Below are 20700 nucleotides of genomic sequence, written 5' to 3'. Positions count from 1 at the left end.
ATACTTTATGTTTTGCGGACATAGCTTAGTTGGTAAAGCGCAACCTTGCCAAGGTTGAGACCGCGGGTTCGAGTCCCGTTGTCCGCTCCATTTTTTCTCAATATTCGAAGTCGTCATATTCTCTTATTAGCAATCTATTGATGAAATAATTTCGATAAATAACGTCTCACGTTTTATAACATGCATAATTTCTTATATACTAAAATAATGTGATTAAACGCCACATTATGTGCGCTAAAAATATAAAACAAAAACTCACATGCCACAAAGCAAAGTGAAAGAATGGGGATTATGACTAACAACATGCAAACTACTGAAAATTCAGAATCTCAGGAAGATAGTATGTTGCAACTACAAGAATCTCTTAACTCGTTGTGGTCAGAAGGCAATTCAATAGATATTTCGTCGCGCGCTAAAAAGTGCGTTATTAAAGATTTTCCACAAACAAATATCAACAATCAATTAGGCTGGGTTCAGCTTAGCAAGAAAAAAGAATACACGTCAATTGGATTATTTAAAGAAGACGGAAGAAAATTCCTTCAACTAGCGGTAGCAGACTCAGAAGGGCGAATATTTCTCGGCAGCAAACTTAGCTACGAAGATGTTCAAGACATGAGACCGCAACTTTCTTTTGTAGAAAAAAATAATTCTTCACTGAAAGATTTACACCGTTTTTATGGAAAACAATATAAAAAAACAAAAATTACTCTAAAATGTGCATTTTCGGAAGCGTTTGACGAAACATACATCAAACATACAGACTATGAGATGGATAATATCGTAGAATCCTATTTAAATGGCGACGCAACCGTAAAAGATTTTCTCGCTTCTTTAGAAAGCAGTAAGTCTAAAAGCGCGTTAAAATCAGAACAACGCTCTAAAACTTTTGCTGGAAAAATAAACTACTTTTCTAAAACTTTTTCAAAAATTAGAAAAGAAAACGTATTTTGCGTATCAAATGGAGATTTAGTTTTACAACTTTCAGATGATGACGGTTTAATTAAAATCGGATCATGGATGGCACACGGGTTCGGATCTAAAAAAACTTATACGCTTGAAGAGTTAAGAACTAAACTTCCAGAAAACTTGCGATGCAATCTTACGTACAGAAAAGCAATAACAATAGCATTCTTTGCAGCATTATTCATTCCAGACATGCACAAGTCTTTAACCGGATTTGGCTACAACAATGTACTTCGCAGACTAGAACACGAAGCACCTTTAGGAGCAATACGAAGAAGCGTAGAAGACATAAAAATAGCAAAAAAAGAGAATTTAAGAGTTTCAGGTTTAGAAGAATATTTCGAAAAATTAATGCGCTCAACTGGAGCTTTAGAAACAGAGCGCAGCCTGGAAGCAGTGCACGGTGCAGAACGCCTACACATGCAAAAATATCAGCAAACAGAAGCAAACTACTTACTTTGGGATGACGCATTGGAACCAAATGCTGCACTCAAAGTACTTAAAATAGAAGGCGCTATTAACCGTTTATATTCAATTTATGATTGTCTGCAAATTAACTCCATTGCAGGAGGAAAAACTTGCGAAAATACTATAAAAGAAGAGCAGGCATCACAAATCGACATTGCAATGATTAAAGATGTTGCTTTTGCAGCAAGCGGTTCAATAGGTATGCAATTTTTCGGCAATCCTTTGATGGACGACAAAATAAGACCTATTTTGCACATGTGGAGAAGAGCAAAGCAGGTAAAAAATAACGATAAGTATTTCAATAAGATAGATAACGACAGTGAATGGTCTTATAGACAGCGTCTTTCTAATCTTATTAGAAGCGTATACTTGCCGTTCCGTTTTGACGCGGAATTTAGATCTAATTTAGAAGATGGTAACGTGGCAATAAACCTTACTACAGCTGGCGCTGCACTTATGCCATCTGTAGCTTACGTTAATGAGGATAAATCTTGGAAAAATCTAAACGACGACGATAAAGAAAAACTAGCTACAAACTACAATCTTCAAGTTGGAATGATAATGTCTACTCTAGCTTTTGGAGCAAGCAGCAAAGTAAAAAATGTTTCTATACGCTTAGATTCAATAGGCTTAGAAGAGATGGTTACAGCACAAAACAATGCTATGAACAATCTTGTAAATCGTACTCTTAATGCGCTTAACGTTATGAATAGTGACGCTGCAAATAATGATTCATCTAAATCAAAAGGAGAGCCAAAAGACGGTGACGTTCATGGAGACCCGTCTAAATTGCAAGAAATACAGCAGATTAATCTTAGTAACGCAAACAAGACAAACAATAATGTCATATCAATACATGCGAGCGCAAGTAGCCAAGAATTAAACTCAGAAACAGGCACAAACGCAAATTCTAGCGAAAATCAGCTGTCCGAAAACAGCATGGATAAGTCTAAAGAAGAAAATCCATTTGCAGCTTTTACTACAGCACCATCCATACGAGCTCTAACTACAGTTACGTTTAGTAGAGACAGATTTATAAAAATTATTCACCAAAACGGATTAAATAATCCTATAAAAACATACGAAAAATTTAATGCCAAATTAAACATTGATTCTCATGGAAAATTAAATACCATCGAACCAGATTTTGATGTTCACAGTAGCCGTTTTTCTCCTCATGGATCACAAGAAGAACCTGAATTTTCTGACAAAATTTTTACAGCAGATCAGGAAAACATACTGGGAACGCAATACGCACAAGGGCTTTCTATACAGCGTGAAGATCTTCTGCAACAAGCTGTTGCTGACTTCCATCATATTGCTTCAGAACTTATGCCAACAACTGCACAAAAAGCTCACGAAGCTATGAGTATTATTGAAAGCATTGACGATCCTGAACTTAACGCTCAAGCAGATTCAATAACACGAGCGCTAATTGACGAAACAGATTTACCTAATCTTTCATTTACTTCAGCAAAGCGTATAAGAGATATTCGTACAAAAGCTCACGAACAGTTTATGAATGGGGATCTTAGTGAGGCTTTAAAAGAGTATGAAAATTCTGTGGCACAATTCGATACTATGTTTACTAGTAGCGAAGCTGTACCAAGATACTTTAATTCCTACGCTGAAAGAGTAATTTATAATCATCTATTTGCAACTAAAGAAGAACGAACAAGACTTATTCCTGACGGTCTTTTCTACGCGCATATGGAACTTGCTGATTTGCTTTCGCAATTAAACCAACATGACGAAGCTTTACGTCATTTAAATATTATGGTTTCGTACGCTCCTACTTACGCTCTTTCTCATTTGAGATTAGCTGATATACTTGCGCAAAAAGAGGATTGGCCATCTGTTATTGCGGCTTGCATTAACGCTTTGAATGTGTCTCTCGATAGGGATGACGCTGCTTTTGCTTACTATAAGCTCGCTTATGCGGAATGGATGCAGAATAATTTCCTCATTGCTGCATCTTCGTATAGAATGGCACAATACTTAGCTCCAGGAAAGATTGAGCCACTAGAAATGGAACTTGATGAGCTTCTTTCTAGAATGAGATCGCAGTGCAAGCTAATACCGAGCAATATACATGAAGCACAAATGGCTCTTCTTTCTGAAGACATACCAGCTTGGCCTGATATTGAAGCAGAAGAGATTATTGATAAAGCAGCAAAATTAACTGTGAACGATGGAATGTTTGTTATAGCAAGAACTTTATGTGTTGCAAATATTCGAATGACTTCTAGAGAAGATATAAGTAGCACAGTACAAACACAGTTCTTAAGATCTTTGAACGCTTAAGAAATAGGGCAAACAGTTTTAAAATTTATTAGCTTAATACTCAATACATCATTGAATAGTTTTTACTGTGCTTATACAGTCTTATTAGATACTGTTTATAGGCGTTAGTAAAACGTAGCTGAAGGGAATATTCATGAGTGAAAATAGTATTCGCGAAGAGTCAACAGGGAGCGAACAGTTATCGCTTTTTGACGATTTTGACGAGCAAACTATATCTCATGAAGCGCAAAAAAACGAAACTAATAGCATGAGTACAGTTAAAACAGATACTGTTACTCAGTCTGATAGCAAAACTGACAGTAAAAATAGCAAAACTGATAGCAAAACCTACATGCATGAAGCGAATGAGTGGAACTCAACAATAGACACTGAAAAGTGGATTGCAAACTTGAAGCCTACAGACTCTGATGCTTTAGCTCTTTCAAGTCTACAGCCAGCAATTTTAACCACACAGCAAGCTGCAAAACTTTGGGCAAAATTGGCTGCATGGGTACAATCTGATCAGATCGCGTACTATGTTGAAGATGCTCCTACGAGTTCAGACGCGGCATACGATGCACGCATGCGAATGTTAAATGCTCTTGAAGCAACATTCCCAACTTTAGATACTCCTCAATCTCCAACACATCGCGTGGGCGGAACTTTTTCAAATGATTTTGCTTCTGTAAAACACCCATCTCGAATGATGAGCTTGGATGACGTTTTTTCAATTGAAGAATTGCATGACTGGTATGATGGGGTAATTCGAGATCTTAACTGGCCTGAATCTAAACCTCTTCCAATGACTTGCGAAGTAAAAATTGACGGCCTTGCGTTGAATTTGATTTATCGAAACGGCACACTTGAGCAGGGACTTACTCGAGGAGATGGCGTAACAGGTGAAGATATTTCACTTAACGTTAGGACTATAGAAGCTATACCTACGCAACTACATGCTGAAAATGTAGATGACATTCCAGAATTCGTAGAAATACGCGGCGAAGTATTTATGACCTGGAATGATTTCAGAAAATTAAATGATGAGCAAGAAGATGCTGGAAAAGCACCTTTTGCAAATCCTCGAAATGCAGCGGCAGGCTCTTTACGTCAAAAAGATCCTCGCATTACAGCAACTCGCAGATTAAGTTTCTTTGCACACGGACTAGGCGAGTTACGTTGGAACACTTCATCTAGTCACGAAAATAGTGAAACATCTTTTAATCAGTCGGACGCGTACAAGTTATACAAACAGTGGGGTATTCCTGTTTCTCCATACACCAGAAAAGTTACGAATTTTTCTGAAATTGAGGAAATGATTAACTACTACGGAGATAATAGAGCAAATGTTTTACACGCTTTAGACGGTATTGTAGTTAAAGTTGATGATCGCGCTTTGCAACGTCGACTTGGTGCAACTTCTCGCGCTCCACGTTGGGCAATAGCGTATAAGTACCCGCCAGAAGAAGTAAATACTGTTCTTAAAGATATTGTTGTACAAGTTGGTAGGACTGGAAGAGTAACTCCAGTAGCAGTTCTTGAACCCGTAACTGTAGCAGGTTCCACTATATCTCGCACAACTCTTCATAATGCTTACGAAGTTGAACACAAAGGTGTTCTAATTGGAGACACTGTTGTAGTTCGCAAAGCTGGAGACGTAATTCCAGAACTAGTAGGACCTGTTTTAAAAGCTAGAGAAGGACGCGAAAATGAGCTTCGCAAATTTGTTATGCCGCAATATTGTCCTTCTTGCGGAACTAAATTAGCTCCAGATAAACAGGGAGATAAAGATATTCGCTGTCCAAACGTAGAAAGCTGCCCAGCACAACTTACAGAGAGAATAATTAACTTAGCTTCCAGGAATGCTTTTGATATTGAAAATCTTGGTGATAACGCTGCTTTAGCTCTTACGAATCCTGAAGATTCTAGGCCAAACACTGTGGAAGTTTACTGCCCAAATATGGATAAAATCGTAATAAAACGTGGCTCTTCTCAGCAAACTTACACGCCAGATCCAAATTTAGTATTGCCTGAACCACAAGACCCTGTACTTAGTAGCGAAGCAGAAATTTTCAACATAACCGCAGATGATTTGCGCAAGGTAATGGTTTGGAAAGAAATTCCTCTAGTTGAGGAATGGCAAGAAGTAAGCAAAGATGGAAAACTGAAAAAACGCACGCGCAAAATTGGCGGATCTGGTCTTTGGAGAAAAGTTTCAGCTTTTTGGACTCGCACTTTAGAAGCAAAATTTATAGATAATAGTGTTGAAAATTCTTCAGAGGAAGAAGACAAAAATATAGCTGATAACGAATCCCAATGGAACCCACAATATCCTCAATTTGAGGTTCCAAATGATGCGTTTGTAAATGGTTTTACGATTAAACGTATCAAAAAAGGAAATGATCTTGTAACTGTAAAAGTGCCAACTTACACAAGACCTTCAGAAACAACACGCAGTATGCTTGAAGAAATAGCTCAGAAAGGCAAAAAAGCCACATTGTGGCGTGTGCTAGTAGCTCTTTCTATTCGTAGACTAGGTCCTCCAACTGCGCGCGTTATAGCGGCAAATTTTGGATCTTTAGATAATATTGCTAAAGCTTCTGTTAAAGAGCTTACAAGCATAGACGGCGTAGGCCCTGAAATTGCGCAAGCCGTGTACGACTGGTTTAAGCAAGCACAAATTGCAGAAAACTGGAGATCTGAAATCTTATGCGCTTGGAAAAAAGCTGGGGTAGTAGGTCAAGTTGAAACTTCAACTCTTTTACAAACTTTAACCGGAAAAACTGTTGTTGTTACAGGATCGTTGCAAGGTTTTACTAGAGATACAGCTAAAGAAGCTATTGTTTCTAGAGGAGGAAAAGCCTCAAATTCTGTAAGCAAAAACACTTATTGCGTAATACTTGGCGAAAACCCTGGCTCCAAAGCAACTAAAGCACAAGAGCTTGGAATTCCTATGTTAAATGAGAACCAATTTAATATTTTACTTGAAACAGGCAGTTTAGAAGAAGCATTGCAAGCGGAAACAACACTCGACGAATCTTTTGACACTTCGCTTGACAATGTAAATACAAATACAGGCGAAAACGAAATGGAATCTTAATAAATGGAAGATTCAAATCAGATAGCAACAAAAGTTTACGATCTTCTTAGCAGCGTAATAGATCCAGAGCTAGGACGTTCTGTAACTGAACTAAATATGGTAACTGGCGTGAGTGTATCTAAATGCGACACTTCAACGTGCGAAAATTCACAGCCAACTTACAATGTTGATATCAATCTTGAACTTACTGTACCAAACTGTCCTCTTGCAGAGGTTATAACAGAAAGAGTAAAAGAAGCAGTATCTAAATATCCTAAAATTAAACTTATACCGCAAATAACTACTGCAGCTATGAGCAAAGATAAACTAGAGAAGCTAGTAGCTGACTTAAAAGCGGAGCGTAAAGAAAATCCATTTAATAAATCAGGAAATCACACAAGAATATTTGCAATAGCTTCCGGAAAAGGCGGAGTTGGAAAATCTTCAATAACAGCTAATCTCGCTGCAACCTTCGCTGCTTTAGGATACGATACTGCAGCTATAGACGCAGATGTTTACGGTTTCTCATTACCGCACATGTTTGGTGTTCATAACCAACCTACTAATTTAAACGGCATGCTTATGCCAGTAGTAGCTTGGGGAGTAAAACTTATATCAATTGGAATGTTTGCAGGAACAGACAGAGCGATTTTATGGAGAGGACCTCGATTACAACGCTCCTTAGAACAGTTTTTATCTGATGTTTGGTGGGGAAATCCTGACGTTTTACTACTTGATTTAGCACCTGGAACAGGAGATATGGCATTAGCTGTAGCACAATCACTTCCAAACGTAGAACTTGTTGTTATTACTACGCCTCAGCCAAGCGCATCAGACGTAGCAGTTAGAGCAGGACTTATGGCATTACAAATACCAGTAAAAGTGCGCGGCGTAGTTGAAAACATGAGTTGGTTTGAAAATAATGGCGAGCGCATAGAAATTTTTGGTTCAGGAGGTGGAAAGCGAGTAAGCGAGCAGCTTTGCAACGCACTTAAAACTGATGTTCCACTTCTAGCACAACTTCCTTTAAACACATCCATACGCGAAATAGGAGAAAGCGGACGACCTGCTGTGCTAAATGAGGAAGGAAAATTGTCAGATTCTAAATTAGCTGCTACTTTTGTTAAACTCGCTAATTCTTTAATGGAAAAATCCGACTTATAGTTAATTTCACAAAAAGAGGCTACTTGAATTTTCAAGCAGCCTCATAAATGTATTTAGAGAAGTTTATAAGCTAAAAGCAGAATTACTTAATAGCGTTAAGCCACTGTTCCTTAGTTGCCTTCTCAGCTTCTAACTTAGCTTTGCGCTTCTTGTCTGTTTCTTTGGCAATAGCAGCATTAAGCTCATCAAGCTGTGCCTGCAATTGTGCAGCAAAACTAGACTTACGAGCATTAGCTTCAGGATCTTCATCCTTCCACGCAGCATCCTCAACAGATTTAATCTTCTTATCTACATCGTTCAAACGAGCTTCAACTCGACGCATGTCTTCACGAGGAACATAGCCAATAGTATCCCACTCATCTTGAATAGCAGACAAAGCCTTACGAGCTTTCTTAGCTTCTTCCTCATTTGCTACTGGAAGCAAAGCTTCGGCTTTAACTAAAAGTGCTTCCTTCTTAGCAAGATTTTCTTTCTCGTCAGCATTAAGCTTTTCACGATCAGCTTGACGAGCATGGTAGAAGACATCTGCAGCTTCACGGAACTTAGCCCACAATTCATCATCATGTTGACGGCCAGCATTACCTGCCTTCTTCCAACGATCCATCAAAGCGTTGAACTTCATAGAAGTTTCACGCCAATCAGTGGAATTCTTTAAGACTTCAGCTTCTGCAATAATCTCTTCCTTAGCATGTTTTGCTCCTTCGCGAACATTATCACGCTCTTTAACCCATGCACTACGAGCCTGAGAGAAAGATGAACGAGCTTTAGAGAAGCGCTGCCAAAGAGCATCTGCATCAGCTTTGTTCAAATGAATTGTAGTGCGCTGGTGCTGCTGCCATTTATCGAAGAGTGAACGCAGCTTGTCTCCTAATGAACGCCAATTGGTCGACTCACCCATATTCGCTACTAATGCTTCAGCCTGCTCAACAATAGAAGTTCTCTCTTTCAAAGCCTTTTCCAAAGCTTCTTTACGAGCTTTAGCAATTTCTTCCTTTTTTGCATCAGCTTTTACTTTAAGCTCGGCGTGTCGAGTACGCAAAGCTGCCACATCTCCAACAACTGCAGGATTTTCAAGATCTGCTTCTAAAGTGTTGAGAGTTTCGTCAATTTCTTTTGACTTAACGTTAGAAGCTTCAAGTCGCTTTTCAAAAAGATCAAGCTTAATCTTCAAATCAAGATAACGATGAACATAGAAAGTTAAAGCTTCATCTGGAGTGCCAGTGGAGTACTGTCCAACCTCCCTTTCATCACCATTTTCACGAATATAAACAGTGCCATTTTCGTCAACACGCCCAAAAGTTTTTGCAGCTTTTACATCCTCATCACTATACGAAATAGTTGGGGCTTGAGCTACAACTCTAGTTTTATGGGCAAAGCTCGCAGGCGACGGCGCATGCGGCTTTGTTGTAGCGGTGGATTGGGTATTTTCTTCAGGTTTAGTCTGTTCGGTCACGGGACGACTCCTTACAGCATATGCACGGTAACAGTGTTACGAATAAGTATGACGGTAAGCCATGATTTTTCCGTAACATAACCTATTATAGTGGACATGGTACAAGGCTCATCAATATCTGGTTTTCCCGAATGGCTTCCAAGCGAACGTGCTGTTGAACAGAAAGTAATTGACACACTTAGGGAAGTATTCGAACTTAATGGCTTTATTGGCATTGAAACGCGTGCAGTAGAGCAGGGATCAAGCCTTTTGAAAAAAGGTGAAACAAGCAAAGAAATTTATTTATTATCGCGCTTACAAGAGGTCGGTCATGAGTCCGACACGCCTGTAGAAGATCGCATAGGTTTACACTTCGATTTAACAGTTCCGCTTAGCCGTTACGTTGTTGAACACACTGGTGATTTAGCGTTCCCATTTAAGCGTTGGCAAATGCAAAAAGTTTGGCGTGGCGAGCGTCCTCAAGAAGGTCGATTCCGCGAGTTTGTGCAAGCTGATATTGATGTTGTAGGAAATGGTGAATTACCATCTCATTACGAAGTTGAGCTTCCTCTTGTTATGGTTGAAGCTCTTGAGCGCTTAAGAGAGTTTGGCTTACCAAAAGCTACAGTTCACGCCAATAATCGTAAGCTTTCTGAAGGTTTCTACCGTGGTATTGGACTAAAAGATATTGAGGGTGTTCTTAGAGAAATCGATAAGTTAGATAAAATCGGCTCTGAAGAAGTGTCTAAACTCCTGGTAAAAGAGTGTGGAGCTACAGATTCTCAAGCTGCTGCTTGCTTAGAATTAGCTGAGCTTACTGCAGAAACTGGCGAAGAACTTAAAGAACGCTTTAATGCACTATGCGATAAGCATAATATTTCTAGAAGTGAAGATAATGAATCTTACTCTCTTGCAGTAGAAGGCGTAGAGACTCTCGCAATGATTGTAGATGAAGCAGCTCGCATACGTCCTGGTGCTGTTGTTGCTGATTTGAAGATTGCTCGTGGACTTGACTACTACACTGGATCTGTTTATGAAACTTTCCTTGATAATGCTGCGTCCCTAGGCTCCATCTGTTCCGGTGGCCGTTACGACAATCTTGTTTCTCAAGGAAAGAAAAAATATCCAGGCGTTGGCCTTTCAATCGGCCTTTCGCGATTGATCTCATATATGCTTCACACAGCTAAAGCTACAGTTTCTAGAGTTTCTCCTGCAGCTGTGCTTGTTGCAGTGTGGAATGAGGAAGATCGACCAAAGTGTAATGCTATTGCAAAAGTATTACGCGATCGCGGTATTGCAACTGATGTTGCTCCTACTGCAGCAAAACTTGGAAAGCAAATCAAGTATGCTGACAAGCTTGGTATTCCTTACGTTTGGTTCCCTGCAGACAGTACCGAATCTGAGTCTTCTCAAGATGAAGTAAAGAACATAATTACAGGAGACCAAGAATCAGCAGATGTCACGTCGTGGCAACCAGATACTGTGTATGCCCGGCAGACAGTTTCCTGTGCTAAATAGTTTGCGTGTATTTTTACTCGCATAATAAGCACAGATTTGTGTCAATGAAAAAATGATTACATCATTATTAGAACATAGAGGAAGTGGACTTATGAGCCAAACGGCGTATCGTACGCACCATGCCGTTGAAGTGACTGAAGCATTGGTCGGGCAAAAAGTAACCATCGCAGGTTGGGTTGATCGTCGCCGTGATCACGGTGGCGTTGCCTTCGTCGATGTCCGCGATAATACAGGATTAGTACAAGTTGTTATTTACGATGAGGAGACGGCACGACCATTGCGCAGCGAATTTGTTGTGCAAATAACCGGCGAAGTTCGTCTGCGTCCAGATGGTAACGAAAATGATCACTTGGCAACAGGTAAGATTGAAATTGTTGCTGAAACAGTTACTGTTCTTGCAAAGTCAGATGCATTACCATTCCAAGTTTCGACAGCTTTGGAAAACGAGTCCGAAAACAAGCTTCCTAGCGAAGATGTACGTTTAAAGTATCGTTATCTTGATTTGCGTCGCCCGTTTATGCAGCGCAATTTGAAGTTGCGTTCCGATATGGCCAAGGCTGCTCGTCACGCTTTGGAAGATATGGACTTCACTGAGGTTGAAACTCCAACCTTTATTAAGTCCACTCCAGAAGGCGCACGCGACTTCGTTGTTCCAGCACGCTTGGTTCCAGGCTCTTGGTATGCACTTCCACAGTCTCCTCAGCTCTTAAAGCAGTTGCTCATGGTTTCTGGTGTCGAACGCTACTATCAGCTTGCACGCTGCTACCGAGACGAAGACTTCCGTGCAGATCGTCAGCCTGAGTTCACTCAGCTTGATATGGAAATGAGCTTTGCCAGCCAGGAAGATGTTATGGCTATGGCAGAGCGCGTTATTGCTGCTATTTGGAAGGAAGCAGGTCACGAAATTACTCTTCCTTTGCCTCGTATTACTTGGCAGGAAGCAATGGATAAGTACGGTTCCGATAAGCCAGATTTGCGTTTTGGAAACCCACTTATTGAGTTGACTGATTTCTTTAAGAACACTCCATTCCGCGTGTTCCAGGCTCCGTATGTTGGTGCTGTGCTCTTTAAGGGTGGTGCTGAAACTCCTCGTCGTCAGTTTGACGCTTGGCAGGATTGGGCTAAGCAGCGTGGAGCTAAGGGATTAGCTTACGTTGTGTTTGGTGAAGATGGCGAGTTAAAGGGTCCTGTTGCTAAGAATCTTAGCGAAGAAGAGCGCGCAGGTCTTAAGGAAGCAGTTGGTGCAGAAGATGGCGACGCAGTGTTCTTTGCAGCTGGAAGCCGCGAATCTTCCCAACTTCTTCTTGGAGCTGTTCGCGTAGAGCTTGCTAGCCGCGCAGGATTGCTTCACCCAGATGAGTTTGCTTTTACTTGGGTTGTTGACTTCCCACTGTTTAAGCGCACTGATGATCCAGATGATGACGATGTTGCAGTTGGCCACTCCAAGTGGACTTCTATGCACCATCCATTTACAATGCCATCTGCCGATTGGATTGATAAGTTCGATAAAGATCCAGAGCATGCTATGAGTGATTCTTACGATATCGTGTGCAACGGTAACGAAATGGGCGGCGGATCCGTTCGTATTCACCGTGACGATATTCAAGACCGCGTTCTTAACGTGCTTGGAATCGATAAAGCTGAAGCTGACGAAAAGTTCGGCTTCCTGCTTGAAGCTTTCAAGTATGGTGCTCCACCTCACGCTGGTATTGCTTTGGGCTGGGATCGTACTGCTGCTATTTTGGCAGGCGCAAGCTCGATTCGCGACGTAATCGCCTTCCCTAAGGCTGGCGGCGGACGCGACCCTCTGACTGGCGCTCCAGCCCCAATTTCGGACGAGCAGCGTGCAGAAACTGGCGTTGATTATGATCCAGAAGAAGACGAGTAAATTATTTCGTAACATTTACGAATAATATTAAGAATAGTTTTGTTTACTAATTGTTCTTAATAAAATTTAATTATTAAATACCGCTGAGGGGTTACAAAAACGCCTTTCAGCGGTATTTTTTATATAATAAAAGTAGTTTTGTGTAAATATTACAGAGCAGAGTCAGAATATTACAGTAATTCGCAACATATTAAAGAAAAATTGACTATTTTTAACATATTTTACATATCGATGCAACGAAGTTTAAGTAAAAAAGTAACGTATGCGATAACTACACGTAACACAAATCTACTAGCATTCTTTCCATGGATACACAAAAAAATACTACTAAAAAAACAGTTCTTCCATTGGTAGAACTCAGCCATGTTGAAAAACATTTTGGCAAATTGCACGTTCTAAAGGATATCAACCTTTCCATTAATAAAGGCGAAGTAGTTGTTATCATCGGCCCATCTGGTTCTGGAAAATCAACAATGTGCCGCACTATTAATCGATTAGAAACGATCGACTCCGGAGATATTCGTATAGATGGTAAAGCTTTACCTCAAGAAGGTAAAGAACTTGCTGCTTTACGAGCCGAAGTTGGTATGGTTTTCCAATCTTTTAATCTTTTTGCTAACAAAACTATTCTAGAAAACGTAACTCTCGCACCAATGAAAGTACGTCACATGAGCCAAGACGAGGCAGAAAGCCTTGCAATGGATCTTCTTGCAAGAGTTGGCGTTGATAATCAAGCTCAAAAAATGCCGTCTCAGCTTTCTGGTGGTCAGCAGCAGCGTGTTGCAATCGCTCGCGCACTGGCAATGCAACCAAAAGTTATGCTTTTTGACGAACCAACATCAGCACTTGATCCTGAAATGGTAAACGAAGTTCTTGATGTTATGGTCGAACTTGCAAAAGAAGGCATGACAATGATTTGCGTAACGCACGAAATGGGATTTGCTCGTAAAGCAGCCGACAGAATAGTGTTTATGGCAGATGGTCAAATACTTGAGCAAAACACTCCAGAAGAATTCTTCGAGCATCCACGTACAGATCGCGCAAAAGACTTCCTCTCAAAGATTCTTACGCACTAAACATCACAAGTATTTTAAGTTTTCGTAAGTTTTTCACTGCTAAAAGCAGATATAGAGGGGATTTACAAACATGAAACTATTACACAAACGAATACTACGTTCGCTGATAGCTATGATTTGTAGCATATGCTGCGTGTTCCCGCTCACTGCATGCGATCGTAGCGATGGCAAAAAAGTAATTCGCATCGGCATCAAATTTGATCAACCAGGTTTAGGTTTTAAAAAATCTGGAACATACGTAGGATTCGATGTTGATGTAGCCAAATACGTTGCTAAAAAACTAGGCTATTCAGAAGATCAAATCGTATGGAAAGAATCACCATCGAAGCAACGCGAAGCAATGCTTCAAAACGGTGACGTAGATATGATTGTTGCGACATACTCAATTACTGATGCGCGCAAAAAGACAATTTCCTTTGCAGGACCTTACTTTGTTGCAGGTCAAGATTTGTTAGTTCGTAAAGACGAGCACAAAGTCAGCGGACCTAACGATTTGAATGGAAAACGACTATGCTCAGTAACTGGTTCTACTTCTGCAATTGTTATAAAAAAGCGTTACGCATCAAAAGTACAGCTTATGCAACAACCGGGTTACGCAGAGTGTGCAACAGCATTGTTCTCAGGAATTGTTGACGCTGTAACTACAGATGATATTATTCTTGCAGGCCTTGCAACCGCTTCTAGAGGCAGACTAAAGCTTGTTAATAAACCATTTACTGCCGAATATTACGGAATTGGCATCAAAAAGGGTAATACGAAGCTTGCTAAGCGCATTAATGCCGCTTTGAAAGACATGATTCGAAATGGGTCTTGGCAACGAGCCTTAGATGATAATCTTCGAGGTACTGGATTCAAGCCTAATAAAAAGTACAATCCTCCAGTTCCAGCGGAAGGGGAGAAGTGATGCAAGATTTTATACAATTATTTAGTGAATACAATATTCCAGGAGCGTTTCTTGTAAATATTGAAATAACCTTATGCTGTGTAGTTCTTTCGACTATTATCGGCGTAATTTTAGTAACTATGCGAATATGCCCAGTATCTTCACTGAGGACTATAGCAACTATTTACGTTGAACTGTTTAAGAACATGCCGCTCACTATAATCATGGTTTTCATGGTATTAGGTGTGTACGCTCAGCTGAAAATAGGTTTTTCACAAATTTTCGACATAAACTTCTTCTGGCTTGCAGTAGCAGGTTTATCTCTTTACACAGCAGCGTTCGTATGCGAATCGCTCAGATCAGGATTAAACACTGTTCCTCTTGGACAGGCAGAAGCTTGTAGAGCTTTAGGTCTTAATTTCTTCCAATCAGCTACGCACATAATTTTGCCGCAAACTTTCTGCGGTTCTGTAGCTCCTCTCGGTAACACTTTCATAGCCTTACTGAAGAATTCTACGGTAGCTGCAGCAGCGTCAGTAGCTACTGAAACTTCGTCACTTATGAGCGAAATGATTGAGAAGAACGCAGATCTTATAATCCCAATATTCCTCATATTCGCCGTAGGATACATCATTTTGATTATTCCTATTGGCATTTTAACAACGTATCTTTCAAACAAGCTCGCTGTTAGAAGGTGATGATCATGGCTAAAAATCAAGAACAATCACTCTTATTTGATGCGCCAGGTCCTCGCGCACTTAAGAAAATACGAATAGCTAATATTATTGCAGGATGCTTATTTGCAATCTTTATTATTGCTGTTCTTATGCGATTAAGTAATCCTCCAGACGGCGAAAATCAGCTTTCGCCCGTACTTTGGAATCCTGCAGTAGATTCCGAAGCTTGGGTTGATTTTTATCTTCCAGGATTGTGGATGACATTAAAGGCATCTCTTGTTGCTATTGTCGGATCTATAGCATTTGGCTTATTCTTCGGCATGTGCCGACTTTTACCAAATTTGCTTACTCGTGTAGTTTCCGCAATAATAGTTGAGTTTTGCCGAGCAGTACCAGTACTTCTTCTTATGATCTTCTTGTGGAGAGCTTTTGCGCTTTCTGGAATGAAAGAAGCATCATATTGGGCTGTAGTGTTAGCTCTGATTATGTACAACGGTTCCGTTGTAGCAGAATTAGTTCGTTCTGGTGTTGGTAATTTGCCAAACGGTCAGCGAGAAGCTTCTTTAGCTTTAGGATTAACAGAATATCAGTCACTTACTCAAATAGAAATGCCACAGGCAGTTATTGCTATGCTTCCGGCTGCAATAACTCAGATTGTTGTCGTACTTAAGGATACTGCTCTTGGATCGATTATTATGTATACTGATCTTCTTCAAGAGTCACGCAGACTTGGATCAATGTACTTCAATATCTTGCAAACCTTAAGCGTTGCTGCAGTCTTATACTTCCTGATTTGCCTTGCGCTTTCATGGTTTGCAGAATGGCTGCCATCTCACTTGAAGAATCGTACTGCGGCTCCAACAGAGGCAGATCCAGTTGCACCAATTGCAATTATGGATCCTTCAAATGTGAACCAAATTGCTGTTGCTAAAGAAGTTAAGGAACTACCTTATGGTGGAACTCCAAGAAAGTATCACGTTCACCACCGTGGAACTAATGCTTCTATTCATCACTGGCAGCGGACGCGCTACATTCAGGGATACGATGAGCATCATCTTAAAACTGGAGATGAAACAGAACAGGATGACGCTGACAACAACATTAAAGACAATTCTTGATTTAAAGAATTAACACTAGAAAAAGCGTAGTGGATACTAAATAAGCATTCACTACGCTTTTTGTTTTACATTTAGGTTATAAATCCCAAACCGTTTGCACGAAAGAGCACAAATCGCTAAACTATTAGGGTCACATGCATACGAGGAGGCTTTTACATGGACGACACCTTTGAGTTGTCCGCTGCAAAGATGCGCGAACACAATATGAGCGATACTTCTATTGAACAATTTGCTCACCTCTACGAAGTTTGGCGCAATAATCAATCTGGAGAGTTTATTCGCGAAAGCACAGTAGAGCCTATAAAAACTGTTCCAAATTTTCATGAAATTTACGAAACGATTGATCATGATAATGCTGTAAAAGCATTTGGAAAAACTGCTTTTATTAAACTTAACGGCGGATTAGGAACATCTATGGGTTTGTCATGCGCAAAATCTTTACTTCCTGTTCGTAGACATAAAGCTCGACAAATGCGTTTTATAGATATAATAATCGGTCAAGTTTTAACTGCCAGGAAACGTCTTGGAGTGGATCTTCCTCTTATATTTATGAACTCATTCCGCACTTCTCGCGATACTTTGCAAGTACTTAAACGAAACCGCAAGTTTGTGCAAGAAAATATTCCTGTAGAAATTATTCAGCACCAGGAGCCAAAATTAGTAGAAAAAACAGGAGAGCCTGTATCTTACGAAGCGGATCCTTCTCTTGAATGGTGCCCACCTGGACATGGAGATATTTTCTCAACCATATGGGAATCAAACATACTCAGCACATTAAAAGAGCATGGTTTTAATTATCTGTTCATATCGAATTCTGATAATTTAGGAGCAAGGCCTTCTCGCACACTAGCGCAGCATTTTGAAAATACTGGCGCGCCTATCATGATTGAAGTTGCTAGACGAACTCAAGCCGACCGAAAAGGCGGACATATAGTTAGAAGCGTAGAAACCGGTAGATTATTGCTTCGCGAAATGACACAAGTTCATCCTGAAGATCGCAGAAGCGCTCAAAGTATTAAAAAGCATCCGTATTTTAATACAAATAATATTTGGATTCGTATTGATGCGTTGCAAGAAAAATTAGAAGAGTACCATGGGATACTTCCACTTCCTGTTATTTGTAATAGAAAAACTGTTGATCCTACAGACGAAAACAGCATTCAAGTAGTACAGTTAGAAACTGCAATGGGAGCAATCGTATCACTGTTTGACGAAGCAATTTGCGTAGAAGTAGACCGCATGCGCTTCTTACCAGTAAAAACTACTAACGATCTTTTTATTATGCGCTCAGACAGATTCCATTTGACAGACTCTTACGAAATGGAAGACGGAAATTATATTTTCCCAGACATTGACTTAGATCCAAGATATTACCGTAATATAAATGATTTCAACGAGCGTTTCCCTTATTCAGTACCAGCATTAGCTGCTGCAAAATCAGTAACTATTAGGGGTGATTGGACTTTTGGTAACCAAGTTTCTATGTTTTCTGACGCTGTTTTAGAGGACATGGGAGAACCAAGTTATGTACCAAATGGAGAGTTTGTGGGACCACAAGGAATTGAACCAGATTCTTGGATAAAATGATCCCGCAAAAGAGCATTTTGCTGTAAATAACGTTAAAAAACGTGCAATAGTAGTAATTTTTAAGAAAAAATTACACTATGGCGTGTCGCCTGAAAATGGCGGATTTTCAACGTTATTAGAGTGAACTGTGGATTTTATTTAAAGAAAAATTATTAGTTTTTTAAGAAATGTCCACACGTACCGCAAAATGCCACTAAAATAGAAAAAGCATGCGCGCATTCGCATACTGTGCAAACCAAGTAATTGTAGCAGATGCGGTAGTGTGCATATTAGAAGAAATTAACAATAAAACGATACGTGAGGACCGATGGCTGAAGGAAGTAACGGAAGACGACGCTTTTCCGATAAGTGGGGCAAACATGAGCTAGATGTGCTAGCTGTATTGTCTTCCGCATTCCCACAATGGTTGACTTCGCGTCAAATAGCACAACGAGTAAAAGCTTACGCTGATTCCTACGGTGAGCTTGCCGATCAAGCCGCTAAAGCAGCATTTGCAAAACAGTTCCAGCGAGATAGAGCCAAACTATCTGCAATGGGAATTGCAATAGAATCTCGGCAGCCGGAGTACTCATCAAAGTCAGAGGGCCAGGATTTTGCTTCATATCGTCTTCAGCTAGGAGATGAACCTCGCGTAAGACTTCGTTTTGCACAAGATGAACTTCCTGTACTTGCAGCTGCGAACTATTTAGCTCGCTCTATGTCCATATCTTCTTCTGAATGTGAGCAAAGAGAGCAGCAGCAACGCACTTCTAGAACAGCTCCTCGCGTTCCTCAGACCCCTATTCCGGGTCTAGGTTTGGACTCTATTGCTCCTGGTCTTGGTACACAAACTATTCCAGACGCATTGGTAAAGGTTATTGATTCTCGTAGATTTGCAGCAACAGTTGATGTTGATGGGGAGCATCTAAACGTTGCTTATACAGATTCAGACGATTTAGCAATGTTCGTTCTCGAACATCCTGGTTCTAGCGTAGTAAGCCCACAGGAAGCAGTTGATGCTTTCCACCGTAGACTTCATTCTGCTACGCAATTTACTAAATGTGATGAGTCAGTTTCCGAAAATTCAAACGAGAATTCGCAAAACGAAACATTAGAGAACGAATCTCAATCTGAATCAGATAATTCTCATCAAAAGAAAAGTTCTTTCCAAACCGGAAGTGAAGTAGATCGTAGACTTCGCTTAATGCTTTTCCTCTCGGCTCACCTCGGAGAAGAATTCCCATTAGATGAGCTTGCAGAAAGGTTTATTGGCAAGCCAAAGAATGATGACGAACTTCATAGGTTTGTGACAATCCTGCATAAAGATATTAATACTCTTACAACCGTTTCTGATGACGGCGAAATGGCAGGAAGCCAGTTCTTTGATATTGATTGGTCCCTTCTTGAATCAGAGAGTATTGTTTCTGCAACAAATTCTCTCGGTTTGGAACGACTTGCAGGCGTATCGCAACAGTATATGAGTATGCTAACAGCGTCTGCTAATTATCTAGCTCATTCTCCACTGCTTCCAGACGATCAGCGCGAAAAAGCCGAATCACTTTACATGCGCTTGCGTAGACACGTTCGTCCGGGAGAAACTCCGTGGTTAAGCCTAACCGGGTACGAAGTAGAACCTCGTAATTGCTCTGTAGTTCGTAGCGCAATTAATTCCGGTTCTTTGCTAGATATGGAATATACTGATGGAGCTGGTCGTACTCGACGTAAAGTTGTTGCACCTTCTAAAGTTTTTGTAGATGAAGGCGTTTACTACGTTGCAGTGTGGACTGATGTAGAAAATCAAGCTCCTGAAGATAAAAAGTCTTTAGTTAAAAAAGATACTTCTATTAATAAAGCAAACGGTTTGCCGCGAATTTGGCAAGTGCTTCGTATAGCTCGTATTGAGCATGCTGAAGTTGTAAAGCCTGTATCTCCTGTTGAAGTACCTGATGTTCCAGTAAGCGAACTTCGTAAGTGGAGTTTCGACAATGGCACTGAAACTTGCTTTATTACTGATGAAACTGATCTTAACTTCCTGAAAAAGCTTTCGGGAGCAGAGATGCAACCATACGGTGATGGTGTAAAAGTACATCTCACTGTTTCATCTGACTCGTGGTTTGTGGCGTTCTGCATTGCACATTCCCGCCATATTACTGCCGTTGCTCCTGAAACACTTCGCAGCATGATTATTGCTAGAGCAGAACGCGAACTTAGCGTAAATCATGCCGATACTCCTCAAACGGAGGAATAAATGCCTTGGTGGGTCTGGTTACTTATAACACTGTTCATGCTATGCATGATTGTTTTGGGAATATTTTTAGTAGTAGTTTCCTTACTTCGCATAGTAAAAAATTGCAGCGCACTTTCTAGTAAGATCTCCTCTAAATTCGAGCATCTTAATACTTGCGAAAATAGTGTTGAAATTAATCGCGACCCACTTTTTACAAGGCCTTTGAAAGATGCTGCAGATCTTCACGAAGAGACTTTAAAATTTGTTATCGCAAGGAAAAATCTTAAGCGAGAAAAGCACAAAGCAGTATGGGAAAGATGGAGTAAAAAGTCTTTACGAGAAGAAGACCTGTAATACTAGA

The 20700-nt window shown here is 40.3% G+C and carries 13 protein-coding genes and 1 tRNA gene; 13 read left to right on the top strand and 1 reads right to left on the bottom strand.

Features of this window, described 5'->3' with window-relative positions; genetic code table 11:
- Positions 1–14: 14 nt before the first annotated feature.
- The 4 genes from ACPFYS_RS00585 (at position 15) to ACPFYS_RS00570 (ending at position 7954) form a co-directional block, all read left to right on the top strand.
- Positions 15–90: transfer RNA gene (locus ACPFYS_RS00585), tRNA-Gly, on the top strand.
- A 201-nt stretch (positions 91–291) separates the two neighbouring features.
- A complete protein-coding gene (locus ACPFYS_RS00580; protein WP_427876903.1) occupies positions 292–3735 on the top strand; it encodes a tetratricopeptide repeat protein in 3444 nt (1147 codons plus the stop codon).
- 331 nt (positions 3736–4066) lie between these two features.
- Positions 4067–6811: an NAD-dependent DNA ligase LigA gene (ligA, locus tag ACPFYS_RS00575; protein ID WP_427877545.1), complete on the top strand. Its 2745-nt coding sequence runs from the start codon at positions 4067–4069 to the stop codon at positions 6809–6811.
- Positions 6812–6814: 3 nt separating this feature from the next.
- The gene (locus ACPFYS_RS00570) at positions 6815–7954 is read left to right on the top strand and encodes an Mrp/NBP35 family ATP-binding protein (protein ID WP_427876901.1); all 1140 of its coding nucleotides are present in this window, start codon (positions 6815–6817) and stop codon (positions 7952–7954) included.
- Positions 7955–8036: 82 nt separating this feature from the next.
- Here ACPFYS_RS00570 and ACPFYS_RS00565 read toward each other — a convergent pair whose 3' ends face one another.
- Positions 8037–9407 carry a DUF349 domain-containing protein gene (locus ACPFYS_RS00565; protein ID WP_427876900.1) on the bottom strand — a complete coding sequence of 457 codons (1371 nt, stop codon included), beginning with the start codon at positions 9405–9407 and terminating at the stop codon, positions 8037–8039.
- A gap of 96 nt (positions 9408–9503) precedes the next feature.
- Here ACPFYS_RS00565 and hisS point away from each other — a divergent pair, with 96 nt between their 5' ends.
- The 9 genes from hisS to ACPFYS_RS00520 all read left to right on the top strand — a co-directional run bounded on the left by hisS (position 9504) and on the right by ACPFYS_RS00520 (position 20693).
- Positions 9504–10904: a histidine--tRNA ligase gene (hisS, locus tag ACPFYS_RS00560; protein WP_427877544.1), complete on the top strand. Its 1401-nt coding sequence runs from the start codon at positions 9504–9506 to the stop codon at positions 10902–10904.
- A 91-nt stretch (positions 10905–10995) separates the two neighbouring features.
- Complete coding sequence (aspS, locus tag ACPFYS_RS00555) at positions 10996–12792, top strand: aspartate--tRNA ligase (protein WP_427876898.1); 1797 nt, start codon at positions 10996–10998, stop codon at positions 12790–12792.
- Between the two features lie 305 nt (positions 12793–13097).
- Positions 13098–13868: an amino acid ABC transporter ATP-binding protein gene (locus ACPFYS_RS00550; protein WP_427876897.1), complete on the top strand. Its 771-nt coding sequence runs from the start codon at positions 13098–13100 to the stop codon at positions 13866–13868.
- Between the two features lie 70 nt (positions 13869–13938).
- A complete protein-coding gene (locus ACPFYS_RS00545; protein WP_427876895.1) occupies positions 13939–14772 on the top strand; it encodes a glutamate ABC transporter substrate-binding protein in 834 nt (277 codons plus the stop codon).
- Positions 14772–15449, top strand: a complete 678-nt coding sequence (locus ACPFYS_RS00540) for an ABC transporter permease subunit (protein WP_427876893.1) — start codon at positions 14772–14774, stop codon at positions 15447–15449. Before ACPFYS_RS00545 ends, ACPFYS_RS00540 begins: the two co-directional genes overlap by 1 nt.
- 5 nt (positions 15450–15454) lie before the next feature.
- Positions 15455–16546, top strand: a complete 1092-nt coding sequence (locus ACPFYS_RS00535) for an amino acid ABC transporter permease (protein ID WP_427876891.1) — start codon at positions 15455–15457, stop codon at positions 16544–16546.
- A 156-nt stretch (positions 16547–16702) separates the two neighbouring features.
- Positions 16703–18133 (top strand): UTP--glucose-1-phosphate uridylyltransferase, encoded by a 1431-nt coding sequence (locus tag ACPFYS_RS00530; protein WP_427876889.1) that lies wholly within the window; start codon positions 16703–16705, stop codon positions 18131–18133.
- Positions 18134–18440: 307 nt separating this feature from the next.
- Entirely contained in the window at positions 18441–20360 is a 1920-nt protein-coding gene (locus ACPFYS_RS00525; RefSeq protein WP_427896785.1) for a helix-turn-helix transcriptional regulator, read from the top strand.
- Positions 20361–20693, top strand: coding sequence for a hypothetical protein (locus ACPFYS_RS00520; RefSeq protein WP_427876886.1), 333 nt, complete (start codon positions 20361–20363; stop codon positions 20691–20693).
- Positions 20694–20700 lie beyond the last annotated feature (7 nt).

Origin of the sequence: Gardnerella sp. 2492, from assembly GCF_050320365.1 — a bacterium.
Lineage (GTDB): Bacteria > Actinomycetota > Actinomycetes > Actinomycetales > Bifidobacteriaceae > Bifidobacterium.
This window is presented reverse-complemented; position numbering and strand designations above follow the sequence as displayed.